This is a genomic window from Rhodoblastus sphagnicola (assembly GCF_002937075.1).
In the GTDB taxonomy this organism is placed as follows: domain Bacteria; phylum Pseudomonadota; class Alphaproteobacteria; order Rhizobiales; family Beijerinckiaceae; genus Rhodoblastus; species Rhodoblastus sphagnicola.
The window spans coordinates 43,448-67,752 of the sequence record NZ_NHSJ01000018.1 but is presented as its reverse complement, the minus strand read 5'-3'; the positions used below and the strand labels follow the sequence as shown (position 1 = coordinate 67,752).

Annotated in this window: 22 protein-coding genes and 1 pseudogene; 10 read left to right on the top strand and 13 right to left on the bottom strand. The window is 64.2% G+C overall.

Features of this window, described 5'->3' with window-relative positions:
• Nucleotides 1-31: 31 nt before the first annotated feature.
• The 3 genes from CCR94_RS01525 to CCR94_RS01515 all read left to right on the top strand — a co-directional run bounded on the left by CCR94_RS01525 (nucleotide 32) and on the right by CCR94_RS01515 (nucleotide 3,647).
• Nucleotides 32-925, top strand: a complete 894-nt coding sequence (locus CCR94_RS01525; RefSeq protein WP_104506120.1) for a radical SAM protein — start codon at nucleotides 32-34, stop codon at nucleotides 923-925.
• Between the two features lie 121 nt (nucleotides 926-1,046).
• Entirely contained in the window at nucleotides 1,047-1,406 is a 360-nt protein-coding gene (locus CCR94_RS01520) for a DUF2946 family protein (RefSeq protein WP_104506119.1), read from the top strand.
• 69 nt (nucleotides 1,407-1,475) lie between these two features.
• On the top strand, nucleotides 1,476-3,647 hold the full coding sequence (locus tag CCR94_RS01515; RefSeq protein ID WP_104506118.1) for a TonB-dependent receptor: 2,172 nt from the start codon (nucleotides 1,476-1,478) through the stop codon (nucleotides 3,645-3,647).
• 108 nt (nucleotides 3,648-3,755) lie between these two features.
• On the opposite strand, the gene CCR94_RS01510 is transcribed toward CCR94_RS01515, so the two are convergent.
• Together CCR94_RS01510 and CCR94_RS01505 are read right to left on the bottom strand one after the other, a co-directional pair.
• Nucleotides 3,756-3,950: a hypothetical protein gene (locus tag CCR94_RS01510; protein ID WP_425332301.1), complete on the bottom strand. Its 195-nt coding sequence runs from the start codon at nucleotides 3,948-3,950 to the stop codon at nucleotides 3,756-3,758.
• Nucleotides 3,951-4,124: 174 nt separating this feature from the next.
• Nucleotides 4,125-4,616, bottom strand: a complete 492-nt coding sequence (locus CCR94_RS01505; RefSeq protein ID WP_104506117.1) for a MarR family winged helix-turn-helix transcriptional regulator — start codon at nucleotides 4,614-4,616, stop codon at nucleotides 4,125-4,127.
• A 114-nt stretch (nucleotides 4,617-4,730) separates the two neighbouring features.
• On the opposite strand from CCR94_RS01505, the gene CCR94_RS01500 reads away from it, so the two are divergent.
• Nucleotides 4,731-6,452 (top strand): acyl-CoA dehydrogenase family protein, encoded by a 1,722-nt coding sequence (locus CCR94_RS01500; protein WP_104506116.1) that lies wholly within the window; start codon nucleotides 4,731-4,733, stop codon nucleotides 6,450-6,452.
• A 185-nt stretch (nucleotides 6,453-6,637) separates the two neighbouring features.
• Here the strand turns inward: CCR94_RS01500 and CCR94_RS01495 are convergent, their stop codons facing one another.
• A complete protein-coding gene (locus tag CCR94_RS01495) occupies nucleotides 6,638-7,510 on the bottom strand; it encodes an amidohydrolase family protein (protein WP_104506115.1) in 873 nt (290 codons plus the stop codon).
• An 11-nt stretch (nucleotides 7,511-7,521) separates the two neighbouring features.
• Nucleotides 7,522-9,126 carry an AMP-binding protein gene (locus CCR94_RS01490; RefSeq protein ID WP_104506114.1) on the bottom strand — a complete coding sequence of 535 codons (1,605 nt, stop codon included), beginning with the start codon at nucleotides 9,124-9,126 and terminating at the stop codon, nucleotides 7,522-7,524.
• Nucleotides 9,127-9,433: 307 nt separating this feature from the next.
• Here CCR94_RS01490 and CCR94_RS01485 point away from each other — a divergent pair, with 307 nt between their 5' ends.
• Nucleotides 9,434-10,762, top strand: a complete 1,329-nt coding sequence (locus CCR94_RS01485) for an MFS transporter (RefSeq protein WP_104506113.1) — start codon at nucleotides 9,434-9,436, stop codon at nucleotides 10,760-10,762.
• Between the two features lie 110 nt (nucleotides 10,763-10,872).
• On the opposite strand, the gene CCR94_RS01480 is transcribed toward CCR94_RS01485, so the two are convergent.
• The 8 genes from CCR94_RS01480 to CCR94_RS26290 all read right to left on the bottom strand — a co-directional run bounded on the left by CCR94_RS01480 (nucleotide 10,873) and on the right by CCR94_RS26290 (nucleotide 17,095).
• A complete protein-coding gene (locus CCR94_RS01480) occupies nucleotides 10,873-11,367 on the bottom strand; it encodes a glutathione peroxidase (protein WP_104506112.1) in 495 nt (164 codons plus the stop codon).
• 154 nt (nucleotides 11,368-11,521) lie between these two features.
• Nucleotides 11,522-12,106 (bottom strand): LOG family protein, encoded by a 585-nt coding sequence (locus CCR94_RS01475; RefSeq protein WP_246781432.1) that lies wholly within the window; start codon nucleotides 12,104-12,106, stop codon nucleotides 11,522-11,524.
• 30 nt (nucleotides 12,107-12,136) lie between these two features.
• The gene (locus tag CCR94_RS01470) at nucleotides 12,137-12,868 is read right to left on the bottom strand and encodes a class I SAM-dependent methyltransferase (RefSeq protein ID WP_104506111.1); all 732 of its coding nucleotides are present in this window, start codon (nucleotides 12,866-12,868) and stop codon (nucleotides 12,137-12,139) included.
• A 426-nt stretch (nucleotides 12,869-13,294) separates the two neighbouring features.
• Nucleotides 13,295-13,750: a peptidylprolyl isomerase gene (locus CCR94_RS01460; RefSeq protein ID WP_104506109.1), complete on the bottom strand. Its 456-nt coding sequence runs from the start codon at nucleotides 13,748-13,750 to the stop codon at nucleotides 13,295-13,297.
• Nucleotides 13,751-13,846: 96 nt separating this feature from the next.
• Nucleotides 13,847-14,401, bottom strand: a complete 555-nt coding sequence (locus CCR94_RS01455; RefSeq protein ID WP_104506108.1) for a peptidylprolyl isomerase — start codon at nucleotides 14,399-14,401, stop codon at nucleotides 13,847-13,849.
• 20 nt (nucleotides 14,402-14,421) lie between these two features.
• Complete coding sequence (gene coaD / locus CCR94_RS01450; RefSeq protein WP_104506107.1) at nucleotides 14,422-14,919, bottom strand: pantetheine-phosphate adenylyltransferase; 498 nt, start codon at nucleotides 14,917-14,919, stop codon at nucleotides 14,422-14,424.
• Nucleotides 14,920-15,402: 483 nt separating this feature from the next.
• Nucleotides 15,403-16,839 (bottom strand): pyruvate kinase, encoded by a 1,437-nt coding sequence (gene pyk / locus CCR94_RS01445; RefSeq protein ID WP_104506143.1) that lies wholly within the window; start codon nucleotides 16,837-16,839, stop codon nucleotides 15,403-15,405.
• Nucleotides 16,840-16,963: 124 nt separating this feature from the next.
• Nucleotides 16,964-17,095: a hypothetical protein gene (locus CCR94_RS26290; RefSeq protein WP_275112797.1), complete on the bottom strand. Its 132-nt coding sequence runs from the start codon at nucleotides 17,093-17,095 to the stop codon at nucleotides 16,964-16,966.
• A 51-nt stretch (nucleotides 17,096-17,146) separates the two neighbouring features.
• On the opposite strand from CCR94_RS26290, the gene CCR94_RS01440 reads away from it, so the two are divergent.
• The 4 genes from CCR94_RS01440 to CCR94_RS01425 all read left to right on the top strand — a co-directional run bounded on the left by CCR94_RS01440 (nucleotide 17,147) and on the right by CCR94_RS01425 (nucleotide 22,319).
• Nucleotides 17,147-18,319, top strand: coding sequence for a glycosyltransferase (locus CCR94_RS01440; protein ID WP_104506106.1), 1,173 nt, complete (start codon nucleotides 17,147-17,149; stop codon nucleotides 18,317-18,319).
• Nucleotides 18,316-19,614: an O-antigen ligase family protein gene (locus CCR94_RS01435; protein WP_184421660.1), complete on the top strand. Its 1,299-nt coding sequence runs from the start codon at nucleotides 18,316-18,318 to the stop codon at nucleotides 19,612-19,614. Before CCR94_RS01440 ends, CCR94_RS01435 begins: the two co-directional genes overlap by 4 nt.
• A 108-nt stretch (nucleotides 19,615-19,722) precedes the next feature.
• Complete coding sequence (locus CCR94_RS01430; RefSeq protein ID WP_104506105.1) at nucleotides 19,723-20,856, top strand: glycosyltransferase; 1,134 nt, start codon at nucleotides 19,723-19,725, stop codon at nucleotides 20,854-20,856.
• 293 nt (nucleotides 20,857-21,149) lie between these two features.
• Nucleotides 21,150-22,319, top strand: a complete 1,170-nt coding sequence (locus tag CCR94_RS01425; protein ID WP_146089800.1) for a lipopolysaccharide biosynthesis protein — start codon at nucleotides 21,150-21,152, stop codon at nucleotides 22,317-22,319.
• Nucleotides 22,320-22,557: 238 nt separating this feature from the next.
• Here CCR94_RS01425 and CCR94_RS01420 read toward each other — a convergent pair whose 3' ends face one another.
• Nucleotides 22,558-23,088, bottom strand: coding sequence for a hypothetical protein (locus CCR94_RS01420; protein ID WP_104506103.1), 531 nt, complete (start codon nucleotides 23,086-23,088; stop codon nucleotides 22,558-22,560).
• 81 nt (nucleotides 23,089-23,169) lie between these two features.
• Here CCR94_RS01420 and CCR94_RS01415 point away from each other — a divergent pair.
• Nucleotides 23,170-24,299, top strand: a pseudogene (locus CCR94_RS01415) (diguanylate cyclase domain-containing protein); the annotation flags it as partial.
• Nucleotides 24,300-24,305: the final 6 nt, after the last annotated feature.

The window sequence follows — 24,305 nt, the reverse complement described above, 5'->3', positions numbered from 1 at the left end:
GCGCTAAACTCCCCGCGAGGAGTTTCGCCGCATGAATGGTCCCATCCGTTATGTCGAGCCGGTCTATCGCCCGCCGAGCGAGGCGGAGTCGCTGATTCTGCCGGTGACCGACGGCTGTTCGTGGAACCGCTGCACCTTCTGCGACATGTACACCGCGCCGCAAAAGAAATTCCGCCCGCGCGACGAGGCCGAGGTTTTCGAGTCCATCAAGCGCTGCGGCGAAGTTTACGCGGGCGAGGTCCGGCGCGTCTTCCTCGCCGATGGCGACGCCCTGACGCTGTCCACGCGGCGCCTCGTCGCCATTCTCGAAGCGCTCCGGCGCGAAATGCCGGCGGTGCGGCGGGTGTCGAGCTATTGCCTGCCGCGCAATGTGAAGAAGAAATCGGTCGAGGAATTGCGCGAACTGGCCGATCTCGGCCTGAGCATGGTCTATGTCGGCGCCGAATCCGGCGACGATGTCGTGCTGGACAAGGTCAATAAGGGCGAGACCTTCGACTCGACGCGCGAGGCGCTGCAAAAACTGGGCGAAGCCGGGATCAAGCGCTCGGTGATGATCCTCAACGGCCTCGGCGGCGAGGTTTACAGCCGCCAGCACGCGGAAAATTCCGCGCGCCTCGCCAACGAGACCCAGCCGGAATTTCTGGCCACGCTGGTGGTGAGTTTCCCCAAGGGCGACGCGCGGTTGCGCGAAAGATTCCCGGAGTTCGCGCCGCTGAGCATAGACGGTCTCCTTCGGGAAATGGAGTTGCTCGTCGCCACGCTCGACTTGCGCCGCACCGTGTTTCGCAGCGACCACGCCTCCAACTGGCTGGTGCTCAAGGGCACGCTCGGCGCCGACAAGGCGCGCCTGCTGGAGCAATTGCGCGCCGCCATAGCCGCGCCTGATCAGGCCCCGCTGCGGCCGGCCTGGGCGCGGGGGCTGTGAACGCGTGACACGGATGTCACAGGGTTAACGATTCCGCTCGGCGTGGCCTCTTGACTTGCATTTTGTCAATTCGCTTCGTTTTGCGCGCATGCTAACCTCGGCTTCACCTTTGGAGACCGGCTTGCGGCGCGTATTCGCGATCATTCCCCTGTTCCTGGCGGCCCTGCTGGCGCAGATCTATGCGCCGGTCGGGTCGGGCCTCGCCATGGGTCGGGCGCAAATTCAGGGCGTCGCGTTGGCGCCCATCTGCGCCGGCGCAAATGGCGCGCAAGACAGGGGCGCGCCGCATGCCCCGGACGCCTGCTGCGACCTGTGCAAATTCGTGCTGTCGGGCGCGGCGCCGGTCGCGCCCGCCGCGCTGAAGCTTTCGTTCCGGTCCTGCGCGCCGCGCCGAATCGCCTGGACCCTTCCGGTCGCGCGCGTTCTGGTCGCCGCCCGCCGCGAAACCGCGCAGGCCCGCGCGCCGCCTTCCGCAAGCTGAATCCCGATCCATTTTCTCGATCGCCGGGCGTGTTGCGCGCCCGATGTCTCCGCTTGTGAAAGTCTCATCATGACCCGTCTCTCCACCCTGCTGCTCGCGGGCGTTTCGCTGCTGCCCGTCGGCGCGCGCGCGCAAGACCTTCCCGCCATCGACGTTTATGCCGGGCGCTCGCCCGCGCCGGCATTCGCGCCCGCCGTCGAACCCGCGCGCGAAGAGAAAATCCTGAATTACACGCCGCGCGGCGCCGATTTGGCGCAGGCCCTCGGGGATACGCCCGGCCTCGCCCTCGCCACGGGCGGCGGCGTCTCCAGCCTGCCGGTGATCCACGGTCTCAACGACGACCGCAACGCCATTGTGCTCGGCGGCGTGCCGATCTCCGCCGCCTGCGCCAATCACATGAACCCGCCCTTGTCCTATCTCGATCCGCTGGCGGTGGGCGAAGTCGAGGTCATCACGGCGAATGTCCCGGTGAGCAAGGGCGGCGATTCCATCGGCGGCGCCATCATCGTCAAGCCGCGCGCCCCGGCGTTCGCCAGGGCCCCGTCCGCCGAGGTCAAGGGGCCGCTGCCGCCCGGCTTCGTCGCCAGCGCGACGGTTTCGAGCAGCTTCCGCTCCAACAGCGGCGGAGTCAGCGTCGGCGGTCACGCCAACATCGCCAACGACCATTTCAGCCTGAGCTATGACGGCGCCTGGACCAAGGCCGGCGACTATCACGCCGGCGGCGGCGCGCTGGTGCGCGCCACCCGCTACGAGGCGCAGAACCATTCGGCGACGCTGGCCTACCAGAACGACGGCCACGCGCTGGCGTTCCGCTACGATTACCAGCATATTCCCACTCAGGGCTTCCCCAACCAATACATGGACATGCTGCTGAACCGGGGCAACACGTTCGACCTGTCCTACAAGGGCGCGTATGGCTTCGGCCGGGTCGAGGCCAACGCCTATTACCACCTGACCCAGCACTACATGAATTTCCTGGCCTCGCGCGTGGGCTACAACACCTCGCCCACCAGCGGCATGCCCATGTATGTCAACGGCCAGGATTTCGGCTACCGGCTCAAGGCGGAAATCGACGCCAGCGCCGCCGATCTGGTGCGGCTCGGCAGCGAATTGCACATGCAGCGCCTCAACGAATGGTGGCCGACCCCGACGAACATGCTGATGATGGGTCCGGGCATGATGTGCTGCGGGACCTATCTCAATGTGAACCAGGGTCAGCGCGACGTGCTTTCCACCTATGCCGAATGGGAGCGCCGCTGGAGCCCGCAATGGTCCACAAGCCTGGGCTTGCGCAACGATGTGGTGTGGATGGACGCCGGCGACGTTCAGGGTTACAGCGCCAAGGCCTATGGCGCCGACGCCAGCGCCTTCAACGTCAAGGACCATGCCAAGACCGACGTGAACTTCGACGTGTCCGCGCTCGCCCGCTACACGCCGTCTGACTTCGCCGCTTACGAAGTTGGCTATACGCGCAAGACGCGTTCGCCCAGCCTTTACGAGCGCTACACCTGGGCGACCTCGACCATGGCCGCGCATATGATCGGCTGGTTCGGCGACGGCAACGGCTATTATGGCGACGTCAATCTCAAGCCGGAAGTCGCGCACACGCTCGCCGCCACGGCGCAATGGCGCGGGCGGGACTGGACGGCCAAGGTCACGCCCTATTATTCCTACGTCGAGGATTACATCGACGCCAACTACGTGAAGACGCTCGGCTCCGGCGCCAACGCCACCAATCTGCTGCGCTTCGCCAACCACGACGCCGAGCTTTACGGCTTCGATCTGTCGGGCCGCGCCGTCGTCGCGCGCACGGTGGATTACGGCGATTTCTCGCTGGCCGGGCAGTTGAATTATGTGCGCGGGCAGCGGCGCGACGGGCTGAATCTCTACCACATGACGCCGCTCAACGGCAAAGTCGCGCTGGAGAACAGCATCGCCCTGTTCGGCGGCCGGTTGACCAGCGCGGTGGAGGTTCGCGCCGTCGCCGCCAAGACCGACGTGCAGGCGATCCGGCTGGAGCCGACCACGGCGTCCTTCGCGACGGTCAACCTGCGCACGGCCTACGAGATCCAGAACCTGCGCTTCGACCTCGGCGTCGAAAATCTCGCCGACAAGCTCTATTACGAGCCGCTCGGCGGCGTGGACGTGGCCGACTGGCGCGCTGGCGCCAACGCGCTGATCCACACCCCGCTCGCCGCCCAGGGGCGAACGGTTTATGGCGGCGTCACCGTCAAATTCTGAAGGGCAAGCGGGGCGGCGCGCCGCCCCGCCGAAATCTTGGTCTTGGGGGCGGCGCGCCGCCCCGCCGAAATTCTGGCCCTGGGGGGCGGCGCGCCGCCCCGCCGAAATTCAGCTCTGGTTCGGGCCGCGCATCAGCTTGATCGCCGCCTCGATGTGGCGCCAGGTCCGCGATTGCTCCTTGTCGCCCTTTTCCTCGAAGGCGTGCGCCTTCTGCGCCGCCTCGGCCGCGGCCTTGGCGCCGCGCGCCTCGAACAACTGCCGCGCGTAAGTGTGAATTTCAGCTTCCTGCATGCTGGCTTGCATGGATGACGCCTCCGTGAAATGCGCCGGTCTCGCGCTCTAGACACTTTGTTTTCGCATGATCTTTTCCAAAAACCGGTGTCCACGTCCTGGGATCATGCTCCCGTCCGGCGCTGCGCCGAAAACGCGGATGGGCGCGAAAAGTTCCGCCAAGGTCGAGCAAAAAATCGCGCCGCGCTACAATTCGCGCCAAAGCCGGAGCGACAGGGCGATCAGGCGGTCGCGCCCCTCCTCGCCAAGAATGTCGGAGATGCGCGCCTCTTGCGCGGATTGTACGGCCTGGGCGCGCTTCAGCAAAGCCCGGCCCTTGTCGGTCAGGATCACGGCTTGCAGGCGCCGATCCTGTTCCGACCGGACGCGGCGCGCGAGGCCGCGTCGCTCCAACCCATCGAGCATGGCCACGAAATTGGGCCGCAGGATGCCCAGCGCGGCGCCGAGCGCCGATTGCGGCTGGCCGGGGTTGGACGCGATCACCTGTAGCGTCGAATATTGGCCGGGCTTCAGGTCCAAAGCCGCGAACCGCGCGGCAAAGTCGTTGAAGACGGCCATTTGCGCGCGCCGCATCACATAGCCGGCGGCGTGTTCGAGACTTCCCAAATGCAGGCCTGCCATATCCAGGCTCGCCATATCCAGACCGTTTCCCGGCGCCGCCGCCTTCGCCTTCACCATCCCTTCCTCCCGCCGGCTTCCATTTGCCAAAAACGAGTATATAATATAACAATTATCTTATATACAAAATTCCGCCGCCTGGTCCGACTTTCATTGCGATCGAGGAAGAGAACCATGTCCTACCGCGCTCCGACCGAAGACATTGTCTTCACATTGACCCGCATCGCCGCGCCGCATCTGGACCCCGAGGACATCCGGGCCATTGTCGAGGAGGCCGGTCGCTTCGCGCGGGACAAGGTGGCCCCGCTCGACCGCGTGTCCGATCTCGTCGGGGCCACCTGGCGCGAAACGGGCGTGACGACCCCGCCCGGCTTCCGCGACATCTATCGCGACTGGCGGGAAGCCGGCTGGAACGCGCTCGCCCAGCCGGAAAATTTCGGCGGCTCCGGCCTGCCCACGGTTTTGGGCGCGGTCTCGACCGAAACCCTGGCCTCCGCCTGCATGGCCTTCGCCACCTTGCCGACGATCACGCGTGGCGCGGCCGATGCGCTTCACACCCACGCCAGCGACGAACTCAAGGCGCTCTACCTGCCGAAACTCGTCTCCGGCCAATGGACGGGAACCATGAATCTCACCGAGCCGCAGGCGGGTTCGGACCTCGCCCTTTTACGCGCGCGGGCCGTTCCCGCCGGCGACGGAAGCTGGCGCCTCACCGGCCAGAAGATTTTCATCACTTTCGGCGAGCACGACATGGCCGAGAACATCGTCCATCTCGTGCTGGCGCGATTGCCGGACGCGCCGCCGGGGATCAAGGGCCTTTCGCTGTTCCTGGCGCCGAAATTCCTCGTCGATGCCGATGGCAACCTGGGGGAGCGCAACGATCTGCGCTGCGCCGGGATCGAGCACAAGCTCGGCATCAAGGGCTCGCCGACCTGCACCATGATTTTCGGCGAAAACGGCGGCGCCAAGGCCTGGCTGGTCGGTCGCGAGAACGAGGGTCTCGCCTGCATGTTCACCATGATGAACAAGGCGCGGCTCGACACCGGCATCCAGGGCGTTTCCATGGCGGAAAAGGCGACGCAGCGGGCGCTGGCCTATGCGCTGGAGCGCCGCCAGGGCCGCGCGGCCGGCTTCGACAGTCCGGCGCCGATCGCGGCCCATCCCGACATGGGCCGCATGCTCGCGCGGATGCGCGCGCTCACCGCCGCCACGCGCGCCATCGCCTATTGCGCCGCCGCCGCCATCGATCAAGCCGAGCGCGGCGACGATGCCGAAGCGCGCCGACAGGGCGAGTTGCGCGCCGGCTTGCTGACGCCGGTGGTGAAAGCCTTTTCCACCGATATCGGCTGCGAAGTCGCCTCGCTGTGCGTGCAGGTCCACGGCGGCATGGGCTTTGTCGAGGAGACCGGCGTCGCGCAATTCTACCGCGACATTCGCATCGCGCCGATTTACGAGGGAACCAACGCCATTCAGGCGACCGACCTCGTCATGCGCAAGATCGGCCGCGACCAGGGCGAGGATTTGCGCAAGCTGATCGCGGAATCCCGCGCCGATGTCGCGGCGGCGGAAACGCGCATTGGCGCCGCCGCCGCCGGACGCTTGCGCGACGCCCTCGCCGCCTGGGAGCAGGCCAGCGCGGCGGCTTTGGCCGCCGATCTGTCCGACACCGAAAAACTGCTGGTCGCCTCGACCTATCTGCGCCTGTTCGGCCTCGCGCTGGGCGGCGCGCTGCTGTGCCGGGGCGCCGCCGCCGCCGGCGCGGGCGAGGATCATTGGGTGGGCCTCGCCCGCGTATTCGCCGACGATATCGCGCCGGAATGCCAAAGCCTCGCCGCGCAGATCGTGCAGCCGAAACGCGACATCGAGGATTATCGCGTTCTCGCGGGGCTGCGCTGAGGGCGACGTCGGGTCGGGCGGTTCCGTGGCCATGGTTCGAGACGCCGCTTGCAGCGGCTCCTCACCATGAGGGGTTAGCTATCTAAATCAATAAGTAGCCCTCACCCTGAGGAGGCCCCGTCAGGGGCCGTCTCGAAGGGCGGGGGCGGTCCACGGCTGTTTTCGGCGGATCGCCTTGCTCGCGCTCAGGCGAGCTTGAGCAGTTTGATCGCGTTTTCCTTCATGATCAGCGGCCGCACCTCCGGCCTGATGTCGATCTTCTCGAAATCGGCGATCCAGCGGTCGGGCAGGATCACCGGCCAGTCCGAGCCGAACAGCATTTTGTGTTTCAGCACGGTGTTGGCGTATTGCACGAGATTGGCGGGGAAGAAGCGCGGCGACCAGCCGGAGAGATCGATGTAAACATTGGGCTTGTGGGTCGCCACCGCCAGCGCCTCGTCCTGCCAGGGAAAGGACGGGTGCGCCAGAATGATCGGCATGTCCGGGAAATCCACCGCGACATCGTCGATGAACATCGGATTGGAATATTTCAGCCGCATGCCATTGCCGCCGCGCATGCCGGAGCCGACGCCGGTCTGGCCGCTGTGGAACAAAGCGACGGCGCCGGCTTCCGCGATGGCTTCGTACAGCACATAGGCGCTGCGGTCGTTGGGATAGAATCCCTGCATGGTCGGATGAAACTTGAAACCGCGAATGCCGAAATCGCGCACCAGCCGCCGCGCCTCGCGCGCGCCCAGCTTGCCCTTGGCGGGGTCGATGCTGGCGAAGGGAATCAGGACATCGCTGTTGGCGGCGGCGGCTTCCGCGACCTCCTCGTTCTTGTAGCGGCGAAAGCCGGTCTCGCGCTCGGCGTCCACCGGAAAGATCACGCAGGCCATGTTGCGTTCGCGATAGTAAGCGGCGGTTTCGTGCGGCGTCGGGCGATGATTGTGCTTGGGCTTGAAATAGGCCTTCATCGCCTCCTGAAGCGCGTCATAGCCGTCGTCGGCATGTGTGCCGCAGGGTTCCTCGGCATGGGTGTGAATATCGATGGCGACAATCTTGCTCAAGTCCAACATGGCCGTTCCCCTCAACGCTTCAGTTTGTATCCGGTCTCTTCAAGATCGAAGGTCTCGTCGGTGACGCCCTCGTCACGCAAAACGAATTTTTTTACCTTGCCGGTTTCGGTGACGGGCAGATCCTCGACCACGCGCAGGTAGCGGGGTACGCAGAAATAGGCGAGATGCTGCTCGCAATATTTGACGATGTCCAAGAATTCGACCTCGGCGTCTTCGGCCAGCACCAGCGCCGCCATGACCTCGTCTTCGCCGAGAGCCGAGGGCACGGCGTAGACGGTGGCGGCGGCGATGGCGGGATGGCTGCGCAGCACGTCCTCGACCTCATAGGAGGAAATATTCTCGCCGCGCCGGCGAATGGAATCTTTGACGCGGTCGATGAACAGGAATTGCCCGTCGGGATCGCGGCGCACGCGGTCGCCGGTGTGGAACCACAGATTGCGCCAGGCCTCCACCGTCTTGCCCGGCAGGTTGAGATAGCCGGCGGCCAGCGAGAACGGCTCGCGTCCGCGCAAGACCAGCTCGCCCGGCGTGCCGTCGGGGACTTCGGCGTCCTCGGCGTCCACCACCCGCGCCTCGTAATTTTCATCGCAAAAGCCCAGCGATCCCGGCCGTTGCGGGCGGTCGGCGTGGCCCATGATCTGGTTGGTCTCGGTCGAACCATAGGCGTTCATCAGCCGCACGTTGAAGCGCTTGGGAAAGGCCACGAAATCGGCGGGCGAGATGCCCGGGCACATGGCGAGGCGGAGAGCGTGGTCGCAATCGTCGGCCCTTGGCTCCTGCCCCAGCAAAATCGGCACGATCGCGCCGATGAGATAGACGACGGTCGCCTTGGTCTGGCGCACCGCCGGCCAGAAGCCGGACGCGGAAAAACGCGCCTCGATGGTCAGTTCGCACCCGAGCAGCAGCGATTCCATGAAGGTGTGCTGGGCGTTGATGTGAAACAGCGGCAGGCAGGTGTAGAGGATGTCCTCCGGGACCAGCCCCTGCGAATTGACGCCATTGGCGCCCCACCAGAAATATTGGGCGTTGGGCAGGCAAACCCCCTTGGACGGCCCTGTGGTGCCGGAGGTGTAGAGAATGGCGGCGATGTCGCCGGGGCGGGCGGAGGCGGGCGCGGCGACCACGTCGCGCGGCGGCGCCAGCCGGCAGGCCGCGTTCTTGACCTTGTCCAGTGGCGGCGGATCGAAGCTCCAGATCAGGTCCATCGGCAGGGCGTCAACCGGCAGGTCGGCGAAAACGCTGAGATTGGCCGGTTCGGTCAACAACAGTTTCGGCGCGCTGTCGCGGATGACATGGGCGAGCTGCGCGCCGCGCGAGGCGACGTTGATGGGCACGACAATCGCGCCCAGCCAGGCGCAGCCGACAAAGGCCTCGACGAATTCCAGGCGGTTGCCGCACATCAGCGCGACGCGGTCGCCGCTCCTCACCCCGGCGTCCTTGAGCGCGCCGGCGAACCGGGCCGCGAGATTGCGCAGATCGCGAAAGCTGATGGCGGTTTCGCCGAAGCGCAGCACGATCCTGTCGCCATGACGCTCCGCCTGACGGCACAGAATGTTGACGATGGTGCGCTCTCCCGGCGGAAATAGCGCGGCCAGTTCGGCGCGGCGGCTGCTCATGGGCGTTCTCCCTATGGTATAATTATGCGCAAATATGATAATGTTATATAATTATATCGGCCCGGCGCCGCTGGCAATGGAAAATGTTTTCCGCCCGCGCCGCGTTGTTGCAGCGCGGATTTCCCATTCGTGCGGATTTTCGGGGTCGTTTTGCTGGAAAAGCGTGACAAACGCTCAGCTTGGGGCCGCGCGCCCACCTTTGAAATTGTCATTGGCGGGCCTGCGTGGCCCCATGATCGCGCATGCGCGCCGCGCCTGCCGCCAAGATCAAGACCAACAAAGACAACAATAACAAAGGGAGGAAACAATGGATTTACGAAAGGCGATCGCGACCCAGCCGATGCGGCGGTTTCAGATCCTCGCCGTCTTGACATGCCTGATCATCGCCATGGTCGATGGCTACGACATTGTCGTCATGGCCTTTGTCGCGCCCTATGTGGCCAAGGTCTGGTCGATCGGTCCGGTCGAAATCGGCACCTTGCTGTCGGGCGGCGTGCTCGGCTCGGCCGCCGGCGCCCTGCTGATCTCGCCCCTGGCCGACCGCATCGGCCGCCGGGCGCATGTCATCCTGTGCCTCGCCCTGCTCGTTGCGGGCCTGGCGGCTTCGACCTGCGCCCAGACCTTCAACCAATTGCTGATCGCTCGCGTGTTCTCCGGGGTGTGGATGGGCGCGATCGTCTCCAGCCTCAATGTGGTGGCGTCGGAATTTTCGTCCGACCGGCGGCGGGGCGTCGCCATGGGACTCTATGGCGTCGGCCTCCCGCTGGGCGCGGCGCTCGGCGGCGCCCTCACCACCGTCCTCATCGACCAATGGGGCTGGCGCGGCCCGTTCGGCTGCGCCACCCTCGTCAGCCTGCTCGTTCTCGCGCTCGCCGTGGTGGAACTGCCTGAGTCCATCGAATATCTGATCGAAAAGCGCCCGCGCGACGCCCTGCGCGCCTACAATCGCATCGCGCGCAAACTCGGCCTCGCCGCGTCCGAAATCCTGCCGCCGTCCGAGCAGGAGGCGAGCCGCAGCACGGTCTTCACCATCGTCTTCCAGGGGATCATGCTGTGGCGCACGGCCCTGCTTTGGCTGGGGTTCTCCGCGTTGATGGCGGCGTTTTACTTCACCAATTCCTGGACGGTGAAGCTGATCGCCCAGGTGTCGGGCGACCCCGCCATGGGCGTGCGCGCCGGCGCGCTCGTTTCGGCGGGCGGCGTGCTGGCCTCGCTGATTTTCGCGCTGCTCTCGCTGAAAATACAGCCGCGCCTCGTCACGGCGCTGATCCTCGGCTCGGGCGCGCTGTTCTTCGTGCTGTTCGCCAAATTCATGGGGTCGCTCGGGCTGGCGCTCGCGTTCGCCGTGGGCGTGGGGGTGGCCGCGAACGGCGGCGTGGTGGCGTTTTACGCCATCAGCCCCAAAATCTATGCGGCGGCGGCGCGCGCGACCGGCGTGGGCTGGATGATCGGCATCGGCCGCGGCGTCGCGGCGCTGGCGCCGCTGTTCACGGGCTACATGCTCAATCTCGGATGGAAACCCGCCGAACTCTATCAATTGTTCGCCGGCGCCATGCTGGTCTCGGGCCTGTGCGTGCTCGCCCTCGACCTGACCTATCGCCGCGCGGCGGCGGAGGCGGTCGCGCCCGGCCAATAGCAAGAGCGGCGGTCGCCCGGTTCTAGCGGAGCGGCCGCCCTGGCGCGGGACAATCCAGGGAGTGGGCGTTGACGGCGAACGATCAAATCATGTTCACGCGCGCGCCACTCTCAACCCAAGGTCTTGTCGAGAGCCTTTTCGATGTCGGAGGACAAATCCTGCGGCTTTTCGGTGGGGGGATAGCGGCGCAGCGCCTTGCCGTCGCGGCCGATCAGGAATTTGGTGAAATTCCACTTGATCGCCTTGGTGCCGAGCATGCCGGGGGCGTCGTGTTTCAGCGCGCGGAACAGCGGGTGGGCCTTGTCGCCGTTGACCTCGACCTTGGCGAACATGGGAAAGGACACCCCGTAGTTCACGGTGCAAAACGTCTTGATTTCCGCGTCGTCGCCGGGCTCCTGGTGGCCGAACTGGTCGCAGGGAAAGCCGAGCACCACGAAGCCCTGCGCTCCGTAGCGCCGGTAGATCGCCTCAAGCCCCGAATATTGGGGCGTGAAGCCGCAGCGGCTGGCGACGTTGACGACCAGAATAACTTTGCCGGCGTAATCGCGCAGGGTGCGAGTTTCGCCATCGATGGCGCGCAGGGGAATGTCGAGAAGATCGGTCATGACGCCATTATGCCAGAAGCCGCGGCGAAAATCACGCAGCGCCTTCCGTTAATTCGGAGTAATCGGGGGACCGACAAGCATGGCGGCGAAGCGCCCGAGCGCGGCCCAGGGATGGCGGCCCACGGATCGTGTCCCAGCCGCGCTTCGTTGGGCGTCAGGTGTTCGTCGCCGCGATCCATTTTGTCGCCTGGGGCGCCTCGTAGGCCCGCAACGCGGTCAACAATGGACTCACCTCCGGTTCGACGATCAACATGTTCCGGTGAACGGGCTTCAGAAAAGCTTCGTCGGCGATGTGGTCGAGGAATGACGCCAGGCCGTCATAGAAGCCGTTGACGTTCAACAGCGCGCATGGCTTGCCGTGATACCCGAGTTGCGCCCAGGTCCATATTTCAAAAAGTTCTTCGAGCGTGCCGATGCCGCCGGGCAATGCGATGAAGCCGTCCGACAATTCGGCCATCAGGGCCTTGCGTTGGTGCATCGTGTCGACGATTCGGAGATCGGCGAGCTGGGTATGCGCGACCTCCTTTTCGACGAGCGCGCGCGGGATGACGCCGATGACTTCGCCCCCGCGGGACTGCACGGCGTTTGCGATGATCCCCATCAAGCCGACCGAAGCGCCTCCGTAAACGACACCGATCCCGGCCTCGACAAGCGCATGGCCGAGCCGCTCCGCCGCCTCGGCGTAAACCGGAAGCCTTCCCGAACTGGAGCCGGAGAATATGCAGTATCTCAAAGTCATTGCTCCTCGATCAGTGAGCGAATTTGTTTGTCATCGTGATTGGATCTCCCTGGGGCGCCGGGGCGCATCCGGCGACTGACCATCCTCGCCTCTTGTCAGAGTGAACGCGACAAGCAGCGGAATATCTGGCCCTCGCTTGAAGAGCTTTTCTGGCGGAGCCCCCTGAAAATCGCGAGGACGCCACTCGCGGCATGCGGCGATCGCCAGACCGGCCTGCGCCGCCGCATTGATGTAGTCGGAGAAGCGATGCGGAAAGGTCGGCATCCGCACGATGGCGTCGCCGTCGCGGAAATGGGCGCTGACATCGCCAAGCGACAGGAAGGGATGGATTTCGATCACCGCGATCGCTCCAGTCGCCTTGATAAGACGCCGCGCCTCCCGCAGAGGGGAAACCAACTCGGCGACGTGTTCGAGAGACAGCGAAAAAAGCGCCAGATCGGCGACGCCATCGGCAAGCGGCAATGGCTGCGTCATATCCTGCTGAAACAGGATGAATGCGGGATCGCGCGCGCGCGCCTTCTCCAGCATGCCCGGCGAAACATCGCATCCGATCAGCCTTTCGGCGCCATCCTGCTTCAGTCTGGCGAGATTCCGGCCGGTGCCGCAGCCGAATTCCACGACGACCTTGGCCTCGATCGCCTTGGACAAAAACCCGACCAACTGACTGGCGCCGAAGACCATCGGATTGTCATAGGAATCATAGAAGGGCGCCCAACGGTCATAAGCTTCCGCGACCGGGAGATGGATGTGTCCGTCATTCATTTCGCATCGTCTCCGGATGGGCGCCGTTATCCGAGAGACGCGGGCGCCGCGTCTTTCGGCGGGCCTTGCGCGCCGCCAGACAAAATGCGGGCGCGATGACGGAAGGGCGCGAGCGGCGCATGGCCTCGGGAAATGCCGGGAAAATCGACAGCAGGGAGCCGGGATTGCTTTGCCTGGGCCATCGTGGCGCAGCGGCTATGAAATTGAGCGCTCTTCGATCGGACACACCACACCCCCCGCGACAAACCGTTTCGCTTTCGGGGCAAGTAGTTTTCCGGACACGCCGTTCAGCTCCGCCAGAGCGGCTTTTTTTTAGCATTCGCGCGATTGTCCCGTCAACGCGAGCGATGAACGGGCTTGTCGATCCGACGCGCGTCGGCGGGGGGGGCGAGCCCCCGCCGCCGCGCGTCAGGAAACCTTCCCCGATCAGGAAATTTTGGCGGAAATGATCGTGTCGGGGTCGCGCACCGGCTCGCCGCGCTTGATCTTGTCGACATTCTCCATGCCTTCGATCACTTCGCCCCAGACGGTATATTGCTTGTCGAGGAAGCGGGCGTTGTCGAAGCAGATGAAGAACTGCGAATTGGCCGAATCCGGCGACTGGGCGCGGGCCATCGAGGCCGTGCCGCGCACATGCGGCGCCGCGTTGAATTCCTGCTTCAGGTTGGGATATTTCGAGCCGCCCGTGCCCGTGCCATGCGGGCAGCCGGTTTGGGCCATGAAGCCGTCGATCACGCGGTGAAACACGACGCCGTCATAAAAACCCTCGCCCACCAGCTTCTTGATGTGGGCGACATGGTTCGGCGCCAGATCGGGGCGCATGCGGATCACCACCACGCCCTTGGAGGTTTCGAGCGTCATCAGATTGCCTTCGTCGGACATATGTTTTCCTTTTCTAGAGTAGCCCCTCACCCTGAGGAGGCCGCGACAGCGGCCGTCTCGAAGGGCGAGGGCGGTTCACGGATTTGACGTCTGGTGTCACTTCACGTCAGCGGCGACCTTCAAGCTGACGATTTTGTCCGGATTGGCCGGCGGCTCGCCGCGCTTGATCTTGTCGACGAATTCCATGCCGGAAATCACCTCGCCCCATACGGTATACTGGCCGTTGAGGAAGGATGCCGGCGCAAAGCAGATGAAGAACTGCGAATTCGCTGAGTTCGGCGAGGCCGAGCGCGCCATGCCCAGCGTGCCCCGCTTGAACGGCTCCGACGAGAATTCGGCGGCGATGTTCGGCAGGTCGGACCCGCCCGCGCCCGTGCCGGTGGGATCGCCGGTCTGGGCCATGAAGCCCTCGATCACGCGATGGAACACGATGCCGTCGTAAAAACCGCGCCGCGCCAGGGTCTTGATCTGCTCGACGTGTTTGGGCGCGAGATCCGGGCGCAGCCGGATCACCACGCGGCCGTCCTTGAGTTGCAGATAGAGCAGGTTTTCCGGGTCGTCCGCCGCGCGGGCCGGGCCGACGGCGGCGAACGCGCCGGCCAGCAGGGCGAGACCGCGCGAAAAGCGGCGGCGATCGACTGAATCCTTCATTTCTCTTCCTTTCCAGGGAGTTACGCGCGGGCCTTGCGGCGCAGGGCCTCCACCACCGGCGCCGGCGCGAAGGCGGTGACATCCCCGCCCATCAACGCCACCTGACGCACCAAAGTGGCGGTGATGTGACGCACGTTCAAGCCGGCCGGGAGGAACACGGTCTGAATCGCCGGCGCCATCACGCCGTTCATGCCGGCCATGGACATTTCATAATCGAGATCGGTGCCGTCGCGCAGGCCGCGAATGATGACGCTGGCGCCATGTTCGCGCGCCGCTTCGACGGCGAGGCCGGCGAAGGTGGACACCGCCAGCTCGCAATTTTTCGCCAGCGCATCCTCGGCGCAGACTTGCCTGAGCAGGTCGGCGCGCTCCTCGACGGTGAAGAGGGGCGACTTGCCCGGATGCGTGCCGATGGCGACGACCAGCCGGTCGCACAGGCCCATGGCCGCGCGAATGACGTCGATATGTCCGTTGGTGACGGGGTCGAACGAACCCGAATAGAGCGCGACGCGGATCATGTCGCATGGTTAGCGGAGGCGGCGCGTCCGCGCAATGCCGGCGCGCGAGTTTCGCGCGCCGTTTACCTGTCGTCAGTGGTTTCTGTCGTCGCCCCGGCGATAGACATCGCCGACCACCAGGCCCGAATAAAGGCTTGGCGCGCCATCGTCGCCCAACAAAGCGGCGATTATCTTCCTGAGTATGTTCATTTCAACCCTCCCGAATTCAAACGAACAGATCAGGATAAGTCGAATTGTCGGGATTAACAATCAGCGCCTTGGCCAATCACCAAAAGTTGCATCGCCAGGACATCCCGCCGCGCCAGGACCTTCCGCCGCGCCAGGACATCCCGCCGCGTCAGGACATCTCGCCGCGTCAGGACATCTCGCCGCGTCAGGACATCTCGCTGCGTCAGGACATCTCGCTGCGTCAGGACATCTCGCCGCGTCAGGACCTTCCGCCGCGCCAGGACATCCCGCTGCGCCAGGACATCCCGCCGCCCCTCAATCGTCGCTCGCCGGCTTTCCGCTCACTTGCACCACGCGTAGATTGTTGGTCGTTCCCGCTTGCCCGAAGGGGATGCCGAACACGACGACAATGAAGTCTCCCGGCTCCGCGAATTGCTCGTCGCGCGCCGTCTTGGTCGCATGCGCGATCATTTCGTCGTAGCCATGCACCGCTTGCGAGTGGAAGCCCCGCACGCCCCACAGCAACCTCAGGCGCCGGGAAATCGCGATATTCGGCGTGATCGCCAGGATCGGCAGCACCGGCCGTTTGCGCGCGATGCGCGCGGCGGTGGTCCCCGAGGAGGTGAAGGCGACGATCACCGGCGCCCCGATGGCTTCGGCGAGATCGGCGGCGGCGGCGGCGACGGCGTGGGGCGGCGTCTCCTCCGTGGCCGGCTGGGTCGCATGCACGATCGAATGGTAGAGCTTGTGGCCCTCGGTGGCGCGGATGATGCTGTCCATCATTCTCACGGTCTCCACGGGATAATCGCCGGCCGCCGATTCCGCCGACAGCATCACCGCGTCGGCGCCGTCATAGATCGCCGTCGCCACGTCGGAAGCTTCGGCGCGGGTGGGCGCGGGCGAGGACACCATGGAATCGAGCATTTGCGTGGCGACGATCACCGGCTTCACCGCCAGCCGCGCGGCGCGCACCAGTTCCTTCTGGCGCCCCGGCACGTCCTGGTGCGGGATTTCGACGCCGAGATCGCCGCGCGCCACCATGATGGCGTCGGAAATGCGCAGGATGTCGTCGATATGATCGAGCGCCTGGGGCTTCTCGATCTTGGCGATGAGGCCCGCCCGGTCGCCGATCAGGGCCTTGGCCTCGATCACGTCGGACGGTTTCTGCACGAAGGAGAGCGCGACCCAGTCCACTCCGAGCGCGAGGCCGAAGGCGAGATCGGCGCGATCCTTCGGCGTCAGCGGCGACAAGGTGAGCAGGGTGTCGGGAAGATTGACGCCCTTGCGGTTGGAAATGATCCCGCCATAAATCACCTCGGCGTCGATGGCGTCGTGGTCGATGCGCGTGACGCGCACGCGCACGCGGCCATCGTCGATCAGCAAATCCTGTCCGGGCAGGACGGCGGCGAAAATCTCCGGATGGTGCAGCGGGATCGACATGGCATCGCCGGCATGGCCTTCGGGCACGAACCGGATCTTTTCGCCGGCGGCGACGCTGATCTTGCCATCCCTGATCGTTCCAACCCGGATTTTCGGTCCCTGAAGATCCTGGAGAATGCCGATCGGCGCCCCCAGTTCGACCTCCAGCGCGCGGATGGCGGCATGAACCTTGGCGTGGTCCTCATGCGACCCATGGCTGAAATTGAGCCGGAATGTATCGACCCCGGCGACGAACAATTTTTTCAACATGTCGGGCGATGAACTCGCGGGACCGACGGTGGCGACAATCTTGGCTCGGCGGTGACGACGCATCATGTTTCCTTTTTCTTGCTTACGCAGAATCGACTCTAGACGATCGCTGTGACGCGGATGTGGTCATGAGCCGACAGGAAGGCCAGGGCGTCAAGTCGCGTCGCGCGCGACGGCGGCCCCGATCTCAACGCCGGCGCGCGTTGACGAAACTGTTCGCGGCCGCCTCGCTTGCCGCGTTCTGGCGCTGGCGCCGCGTCGATTTCGCGGCGTCGCCCAAGTCGGGCGTCTCCGGCGGAACGCCAAAATGGTTAAGCATTTGTTAACTCAAGTATATTATTGTGATAAGCGTGACAGGATTGGAACCTCGATGCTTTCGAACGAGCGAAGCCTGCGGATTGTCCATGTCTTCAGGGCGCCGGTCGGCGGCCTGTTTCGGCATGTGATGGATTTGGCGGGCGAACAAGCGTCTCGTGGCCACGAGGTCGGCCTGATCGTCGATTCCCTTGCCGGCGGCGAAAAAGCGGAGAGACAGTTGGCGGCGATCGCGCCGCGCATGAAGCTTGGCGTCGTTCGGTTGCCCATGCATCGTGAGCCGCGTCTCGGCGATGTGTTCATCTTCGCGCGAATTTATGCGCGGATTCGGCGCCTGCGTCCGGACATCGTGCATGCGCACGGCGCAAAAGGCGGCCTTTATGCGCGGCTGACCGGCTTCCTGCCCCTGCCGAAGCGCCCGGCGCGCATCTATACCCCGCATGGCGGCAGCTTTCATCAGGTCGCCGGACATCGGATGTACATGCTGGCCGAGCGCCTGCTCGAACGCACGACCGATCTTTTGCAGTTCGAAAGCGAATATATGGCGAAAAAATACGCCAGCGAGATCGGGCCGGGCGCGGCGCTCGTGAACGTGGCCAGGAACGGCATCGGCCCCAGGGATTTTGTCAGGGTGACGCCGTCGCCCGACGCGGCCGAATTTGTCTATGTGGGCGAGTTGGCGGTTCGCAAGGGCGTCGATACCTTGATCGAAGCGCTCGCCATCATCCATTCGGGCGGGCGGTTTGCGCCGCGACTGGTCATTGTCGGGGCCGGCCCGGAACGCGACGTCCTCGCAGCCATCGTCGACAAATCCGGCATGGCTGGCTCTATCACCCTGGCCGGACCGCGCCCCGCGCAGGAAGCCTTCGCGCTGGGCCGCATTGTCGTGTCGCCGAGCCGCGTCGAATCCCTTCCCTATATCATCCTCGAGGCGATCGCTTGCGGCAGGCCCCTCATCGCCACCGCCGTGGGCGGCGCGGGTGAAATTTTCGGCCCTTACCGCGACAGGCTGATTGCGCCCGCCGACCCGGCGGTTCTGGCCGCCGCCATGGTGGCCGCCTTGCAAGAGAACGATACGGTCCAACAAGAAGTCTGTTCGGCGCTGACGCAGCATGTCAAAGAGAATTTTCAAATCGCGTCCATGGTCGATTCGATCATGGCGGGATATTATCGCGCGCTGGCGCGCAGCGAACCGCAAGCTTTGCAAATGGCGCCGCGCGCGCCATGACCGACAATGTTTTCAACGCGCGGCAGCCCAAAGCGGGGAGAATTGTCTCTTTCCCTCGGCTGGATGAAAGCCTTTTCTGGTTGACGGTCGCCAGCGGGTCGGTGGTTTTCATCGAACCCGCGCCCTATGACGTGCTCATCCTCATCACGATTTTTGCTTGGGCTTTACGCGGATTTTCAATTCATCGGACCGTCCTGCCGCTGGTCGTCTTGGTGTCGGCATGGACGTTGGGCGGGTTCATCGCGCTCATCCCCTATTGGAACGAACCCGATCCCGTCGGGTATATGTTCAGCACCCTATATCTTGCAACGACCTGTCTTTTTTTCGCGATCTTCTTGTGCGAGCGCACGACCCGACGCCTTGAACTGCTGTTCAACGCCTATGTCGTCAGTTGCGTTTTCGCCGGCGCCGTCGCCGTCCTGGCCTGGATCGCCAATTTTGGCGGGGGAGACCTCGATAGCGCCGAGCGCGCCACGGCGTTCTTCAAGGATCCGAACGTTCTCGGCTCCTACATGGTCATTGGTTTCCTCGTTCTCACGCAGCGACTGCTGCTTGGCCGCGCGAAACGTTTGTGGATCGAACTGCCAAGCCTCGGACTCGTCGCGGCGGGCTTGTTCCTGTCCTTCTCGCGCGGGTCCTGGGGCGCCGCGGCTTTCGCTCTGGCGATGATGGTCGGCTTCCTGATCGTGACGGCCGACAGCAAGCGCATGCGTTTTCGCGTCGCCGCAAGTGCGGCTGGCGTGCTGCTGATGGTGATCGTCGGCGTCGGCGCCGCCCTGTCCGTCGATAGCTTGCGGACGTCTTTTTCCGAGCGGGTTTCCCTGGGACACGATTACGACGAAGGCCCGGACGGTCGCTTCGGCCGCCAGATCCGCGCCATTCCCATGCTGCTGGACCGGCCGAACGGCTTCGGTCCGCTGCGCTTTCGCCTGACATTCGGTCTCGAACCGCATAATTCCTATGTCAATTCCTTCGCTTCCAACGGATGGCTGGGGGGCTTCAGTTTCATCGCGCTTGCGCTGACCACCGGGTTCGTCGGCTTCCGCCTCTGCGGGCGTTCCCATCCGTATCAGCGACAGGCCCAGGTGCTGTTTCCAGCGACGTTTGTCTATTTCCTTCAAGCCATGCAGATCGATATCGACCACTGGCGCATGTTCTATCTGTCGGTTGGCTCTGTTTGGGGGCTCGAGGCGGCGCGATTGCGCTGGCTCGCAACGGCCCGCCCGAACGCGCGCGCCGAGCCCCTTGCAACGCATTCCGCCGAAACGTCTGGAAATGTGGACGACCGCGATTGACCGGCTTGTCGATCGGCGCGGCCACAAATCCGGGCGCGGCGCACGCATGAGGGCGCCGATATCGGCGCGATTGTTGCGCTGCGTCGCGTCGTTACAGGAACCACGTCCATGCCCGCTCCGTCGTCCTCCGTCGTGATTTTCGGCTCGGCCCGACCCGTCACCTGCGCGGTGATGGACGCTTCGCACCGGCTTCGCGACGCGATCAACGCAAACAGGCCGGGCTTCGCCGCCATTCAACTCATCGAGCCCGAGCATCCGCTTGCTTTCGTCGGCGCGATCGTCAAGGTCTTGCGCGAGGGTCGGATCGCGCATTTTCAACTGCCGATAGAAGGCTGGGGCAACAGCCTCGCGCCAGGATGGGCGCTGATGGCGGCGCGGTTGGCGACGCCAAAGGGGCGCATCGCCATCACCTTGCATGAATGGACCTCGCTCAATCCGTTGCGCTACCTGTCGATCATCCCGGACATACTGGCGTCGGACGGATTCATCTTCGTCTCGCGGCAACAGCGCGAAGCCTTTCTGGGCGCGCCGCTGGTCGGAACCGCGAAGAAACAGGCCGCGCCCGTCATCCCGATCGGGCCGAACATCATGCCCGTCGGCCTCGACCCGGACCGCGTCGCGCAAGAACGCGTCAAGACACATGGCGACGGAGCCGCGCGGGCGGAAATCGTCATCGGATTTTTCGGCGTTCTCTACGCCAGCAAGCGGCCGGATCTGCTGTTGCGGGTCGTCGCGGTCCTCCAGCAACGCGGCGTCAAAGCGCGATTGCTGGTTTGCGGCGATTTTCTCTGGGACAAGCCAAAGGACCGGGAGGCCTTCTTCGTCTTGGCGCGCCAGCTCAAAGTCGCGGAATGGCTCGATTTCCGGGGTCGGATCGACGACGAGGCCGAACTGATGGCGACGCTTTCCGCCGCGGACGTGATTCTGTTGCCTTTCACCGATGGCGTCAGCGCCCGCCGAGGCAGCTTTCAAGCCGTCAGCCAACTTGCCGTTCCGCTCGTCTCGACCCATCCCGAGCGTCAGGACGAATTCGATTTTTCGCCATCCCTCAAGTCGAAGATCGACAATCCGGCGACCGTGCTCTGTCCAATCGACGCGGCGCCTGACGTTTTCGCCGATGCGGTTCTAACCGCTTTCGCCCATCGGGAGGACGCGGTCGGCGTCTCCCTCGCCAAATCATGGGACGAAGCGGCGCGCGCGCATCTCGATTTCTATGACAGGCTCGGCGCCGGGAAAGTTTGAGATCGCAAGCGCGTCAAAGGCGTGCGCGCATGTTGCGGCGGTCGCGGGTTTCAACGGCCTTTGGAGCGTGCAGCTCACGCTTTGGTTACGCTTGCGATCTACAATTTGGCGGCGCGAGGATGCGGCCATCACAGGGATGGGACCGGCAAGACTGCTCGATCGTGACCTGAAAAGCGGATCGGTTCAACTTCATGACAATGAGCCACGGCTATAAAGCGCGCTTGGCCAATACACTTTTGCGTATGCTGCCCTTGGCGGCGAAGCTGTTGCTTACGCTGTACATGGGAAAATATTTGTCTCTTGCCGAGATGGGCGTGTACGGCCTGGTGTTCGGCGCGGTCTCCGTCCTCAGGGTCGTGCTTTGCCAGGGCTTCGACTATGTTGTGACGCGCGACATTGTCGGCGCGACGCCACTGACGGCTCTGCACAAGATGCGCGATCAGGCTGTGCTGTATTCGCTCAACTACGGCGTCTTGATTGTCTTGGCGATTATCTGCATCAGCACGGGCGCGATCCCGGTGTCGCCCAAGCTCATCGTGCTCACGGTTCTGCTGACAATCCTGGAGGGCTATGCGAGCGCGTTGTATGACAACGCAAATTCCATGAACCAGCAACTCACGGCCAATTTCATACTTTTTATTCGCACGGGCCTGTGGGTGTTTCCTGTCGTGCTTCTCGGCTGGATCGATCAATCCTGGCGCACAGCGGAGGTTGTGCTGTGCGCCTGGTTGATTGGCGCAACGGGATCCTTGGCACTGAACCTCCTGCTGTGGCGGGCGATGCCGTGGGGGCAGGCCTTGCGGATGCCCGTGGACTGGGACTGGATTCGGCGCGAACTCAAGAAATGCTTGCCGATCTGGCTGGGCGGGATGGGCGCCACGGCCGGCTTGTTTGTCGATCGTTTCCTGGTTGAACGTTTCCTCACGCTCGACGACGTCGGCGTTCTGACCTTCTTCTTTTCTTTCTCCAATGCGCTGGGAAACCTGATGCAGAGCGGCGTTCTTTCCTTCGCCTATCCGCGTCTGATCGCCATTCATCGCGAAGGCGACAATGAAATGTTTCGGCGTGAGGCGCGGCAGGCGATCCAGCAAATGGCCTTGGGTGGCGGGGGCATGGCGCTGCTTTTCGCCATCGCGGTTCCGATCCTTGGCGTCTATACCGGGCGGCCCGCGATCATGGAAAGCGCCGCGACCCTTTGGCTGATGCTGCTTGGCGTATGGATTCGCTTGAACTCGGAAACGCTCAATTTCGTGCTTTACGCGCGGCGTCGGGACCGCGCGATCTGGCAGGGCAATCTGTTGTTCCTGATCCCGGCGATCGGGGGCAATGCGGCGCTCATCCCGCTGCTCGGCTTGCCTGGCGTGGGCTGGGCGTCCGTTCTCGCCGCCGTCTTTATTTTCATCTGGCGCTGGTGGCGCATCCATGAAGACCAGCAGCAAAGAATTTTCTTCCATGCCGGCTAGAGCGTTTTCAAGCGAAGTGGAGTCCAGGCTGCTCCCGCCACAAATTCAAAGCCTTGAACGATCCACCGCGAACCCGCGCTCAAGTCTTGCTTCCCGTATGAGTTGGAAACAGAAAACGCCCGCCAGTGCATCCGTGGCGAGCGTTGAGTTTGCTTTGGGCTTGGGAGGAAACGAGAGCCCAGCGCCAGGATAAACGGACCAGGCTTGCGCGGGCCTCGCGCGCCAGACGCCCTCCCGCTCAGGCGATGGCGGCGCGCGATGCGCGACGCGGCGCGGCGGCCCCGGCCGGCTTGTGCCTGTCGATGCGGCCCCGGCTCAGCGCCGCCGCCTTGAAATGGTCGAAGGCCTCGCGGATGCCGCCGACCGCCAGGTCGAGATCGTCGAGCGCGCGTTCGCGATTTTTGAGGTCAGAGGCTTCGGCGAGCCGCAGCCGGTCGAAGGCCACCGCCAGAGAATTGGTCGCCGCCGCCAGTTGCGGGCCAAGCGCGGGGAAATACAGGCCGACCAGAATGTTCAATTCGGACACGTTCTCGTTGAGCGCCGCCATTTCATCGTTGGCGCGCGGGAAAGTCTTGTTCTGGGTCATGTCGTAGCGCGTGCGAAAGAACGACAGTCCATCGACATAGGTCTTTTCCGCCCGCCGGTAGAGTTCCTCCGACTTCTGGCTGCGCAGCCACAATCTTTCACGCGAAATCGAAATCAGATAGGTGACGATCGCCGAACTGCCGACGACGCTCAAGATCAGCAGTCCATACAGATACGCGTTCATGACAGGTCTCCGCTCACGCTCTTGGACATGCTGGCGTTACCTCAGATAATTAAATCTTAATTACACAATTAATGCGGGATTATGGGTAGTAAAAAATATGTTAATCAAGTCATAATAGGCATGACTTTCGTAAGAGGATGTTTCGATCCGGCACGAAAGCCCGCCTGTCCGGGCATCGCGGAAAAAAACGTGGTAAATGCGCGGGTTGCGCAATCTTTGGTTGCGCTCTGTTTGCGGCCCCCGTCTAGAAGAAAGCCGGCGTCGAATCCGGCGACGAGGCAATGGCGGGGATGGCTCTGGCGCCGCTCGCGGCGGGACTCGCCCTTGCGCGGGACGCCGGAGGCCTATATCGCCGTCGCCGGCCTCGCGGCGCTTGCCCTGGCGTTCCATCAGATTTCCCGGCGCAACCAGCGCGTCAAGCAGGCCGAGGCCGAGGGCGAGACGCGGCTGGTTTCGGCGCTCAACGGCGTCAGCCAATGTTTTGGCCTGTTCGGGCAGGGGCAGATCTGCCTGTCCGGCAATTCCGGGTTCCTGAGACTGTTCAAGCTCACGCCCGAAAAGGCGCGCGGTCGCTTGCTGTCGGACCTGATGTCGAACACGCTCGCCCTGCCGCTCAAGGACCGGGACGAGATCGCGAAACGGCTGGGCCTGACGACGGCCGCGCGGAAGAAGAAGGCGCGTCAAAACCTCTGCGTCGAACTCGCCGGCGGCTGCCTGATGGAATTCGTGTTCGCGCCGACGCCCGATGGCTTTTCTTTTCGGGCCGAGGACGCCACCAAACGCCGCGCCGAGGAACTCCAGGTCGAGCGCATGGCGCGCACCGACGACGTCACCGGCATGGCCAATCGCGCCGCCTTTCGCGAATTGCTGGAACGGGCGAGCGCGTCGGCGTCGGAAAGTCCCTTCGCCATTTTCATGATCGACCTCGACCGCTTCAAGCAGGTCAACGACACCATGGGCCACGCCGCCGGCGACAAACTGCTCGGGCGCATGGCGAAGCGCCTCGCCGACCTTGTCGGCGAAGGCGAGGAAGTGGCGCGCCGCGGCGGTGACGAATTCGTCGTGCTCATCCGCACGAATCGCGCCGCCGCCGCCCTGTTCGCCGCCCGCATCGTCGAGGCCCTGTGGGCGAGCCTTATCAGATCGAGGGCGCCAAGCTGGTGGTCGGCGCCTCGGTGGGCGTGGCGTTGGCGCCGGAAGAGTCCGGCGACGCCTCG

Excerpts from the sequence above, each read along its gene's own strand:
- CCR94_RS01525 (WP_104506120.1), top strand. The coding sequence starts at position 32 with ATGAATGGTCCCATCCGTTATGTCGAGCCGGTCTATCGCCCGCCGAGC.
- CCR94_RS01435 (WP_184421660.1), top strand. The coding sequence starts at position 18,316 with ATGACCGACAATGTTTTCAACGCGCGGCAGCCCAAAGCGGGGAGAATT.
- CCR94_RS01430 (WP_104506105.1), top strand. The coding sequence starts at position 19,723 with ATGCCCGCTCCGTCGTCCTCCGTCGTGATTTTCGGCTCGGCCCGACCC.
- CCR94_RS01455 (WP_104506108.1), bottom strand. The coding sequence starts at position 14,401 with ATGAAGGATTCAGTCGATCGCCGCCGCTTTTCGCGCGGTCTCGCCCTG.
- CCR94_RS01420 (WP_104506103.1), bottom strand. The coding sequence starts at position 23,088 with ATGAACGCGTATCTGTATGGACTGCTGATCTTGAGCGTCGTCGGCAGT.
- CCR94_RS01500 (WP_104506116.1), top strand. The coding sequence starts at position 4,731 with ATGTCCTACCGCGCTCCGACCGAAGACATTGTCTTCACATTGACCCGC.
- CCR94_RS26290 (WP_275112797.1), bottom strand. The coding sequence starts at position 17,095 with ATGCTTAACCATTTTGGCGTTCCGCCGGAGACGCCCGACTTGGGCGAC.
- CCR94_RS01515 (WP_104506118.1), top strand. The coding sequence starts at position 1,476 with ATGACCCGTCTCTCCACCCTGCTGCTCGCGGGCGTTTCGCTGCTGCCC.
- CCR94_RS01485 (WP_104506113.1), top strand. The coding sequence starts at position 9,434 with ATGGATTTACGAAAGGCGATCGCGACCCAGCCGATGCGGCGGTTTCAG.
- CCR94_RS01475 (WP_246781432.1), bottom strand. The coding sequence starts at position 12,106 with ATGACTTTGAGATACTGCATATTCTCCGGCTCCAGTTCGGGAAGGCTT.
- CCR94_RS01460 (WP_104506109.1), bottom strand. The coding sequence starts at position 13,750 with ATGTCCGACGAAGGCAATCTGATGACGCTCGAAACCTCCAAGGGCGTG.
- pyk (WP_104506143.1), bottom strand. The coding sequence starts at position 16,839 with ATGCGTCGTCACCGCCGAGCCAAGATTGTCGCCACCGTCGGTCCCGCG.
- coaD (WP_104506107.1), bottom strand. The coding sequence starts at position 14,919 with ATGATCCGCGTCGCGCTCTATTCGGGTTCGTTCGACCCCGTCACCAAC.
- CCR94_RS01470 (WP_104506111.1), bottom strand. The coding sequence starts at position 12,868 with ATGAATGACGGACACATCCATCTCCCGGTCGCGGAAGCTTATGACCGT.
- CCR94_RS01510 (WP_425332301.1), bottom strand. The coding sequence starts at position 3,950 with ATGCAAGCCAGCATGCAGGAAGCTGAAATTCACACTTACGCGCGGCAG.
- CCR94_RS01440 (WP_104506106.1), top strand. The coding sequence starts at position 17,147 with ATGCTTTCGAACGAGCGAAGCCTGCGGATTGTCCATGTCTTCAGGGCG.
- CCR94_RS01480 (WP_104506112.1), bottom strand. The coding sequence starts at position 11,367 with ATGACCGATCTTCTCGACATTCCCCTGCGCGCCATCGATGGCGAAACT.
- CCR94_RS01490 (WP_104506114.1), bottom strand. The coding sequence starts at position 9,126 with ATGAGCAGCCGCCGCGCCGAACTGGCCGCGCTATTTCCGCCGGGAGAG.
- CCR94_RS01505 (WP_104506117.1), bottom strand. The coding sequence starts at position 4,616 with ATGGTGAAGGCGAAGGCGGCGGCGCCGGGAAACGGTCTGGATATGGCG.
- CCR94_RS01495 (WP_104506115.1), bottom strand. The coding sequence starts at position 7,510 with ATGTTGGACTTGAGCAAGATTGTCGCCATCGATATTCACACCCATGCC.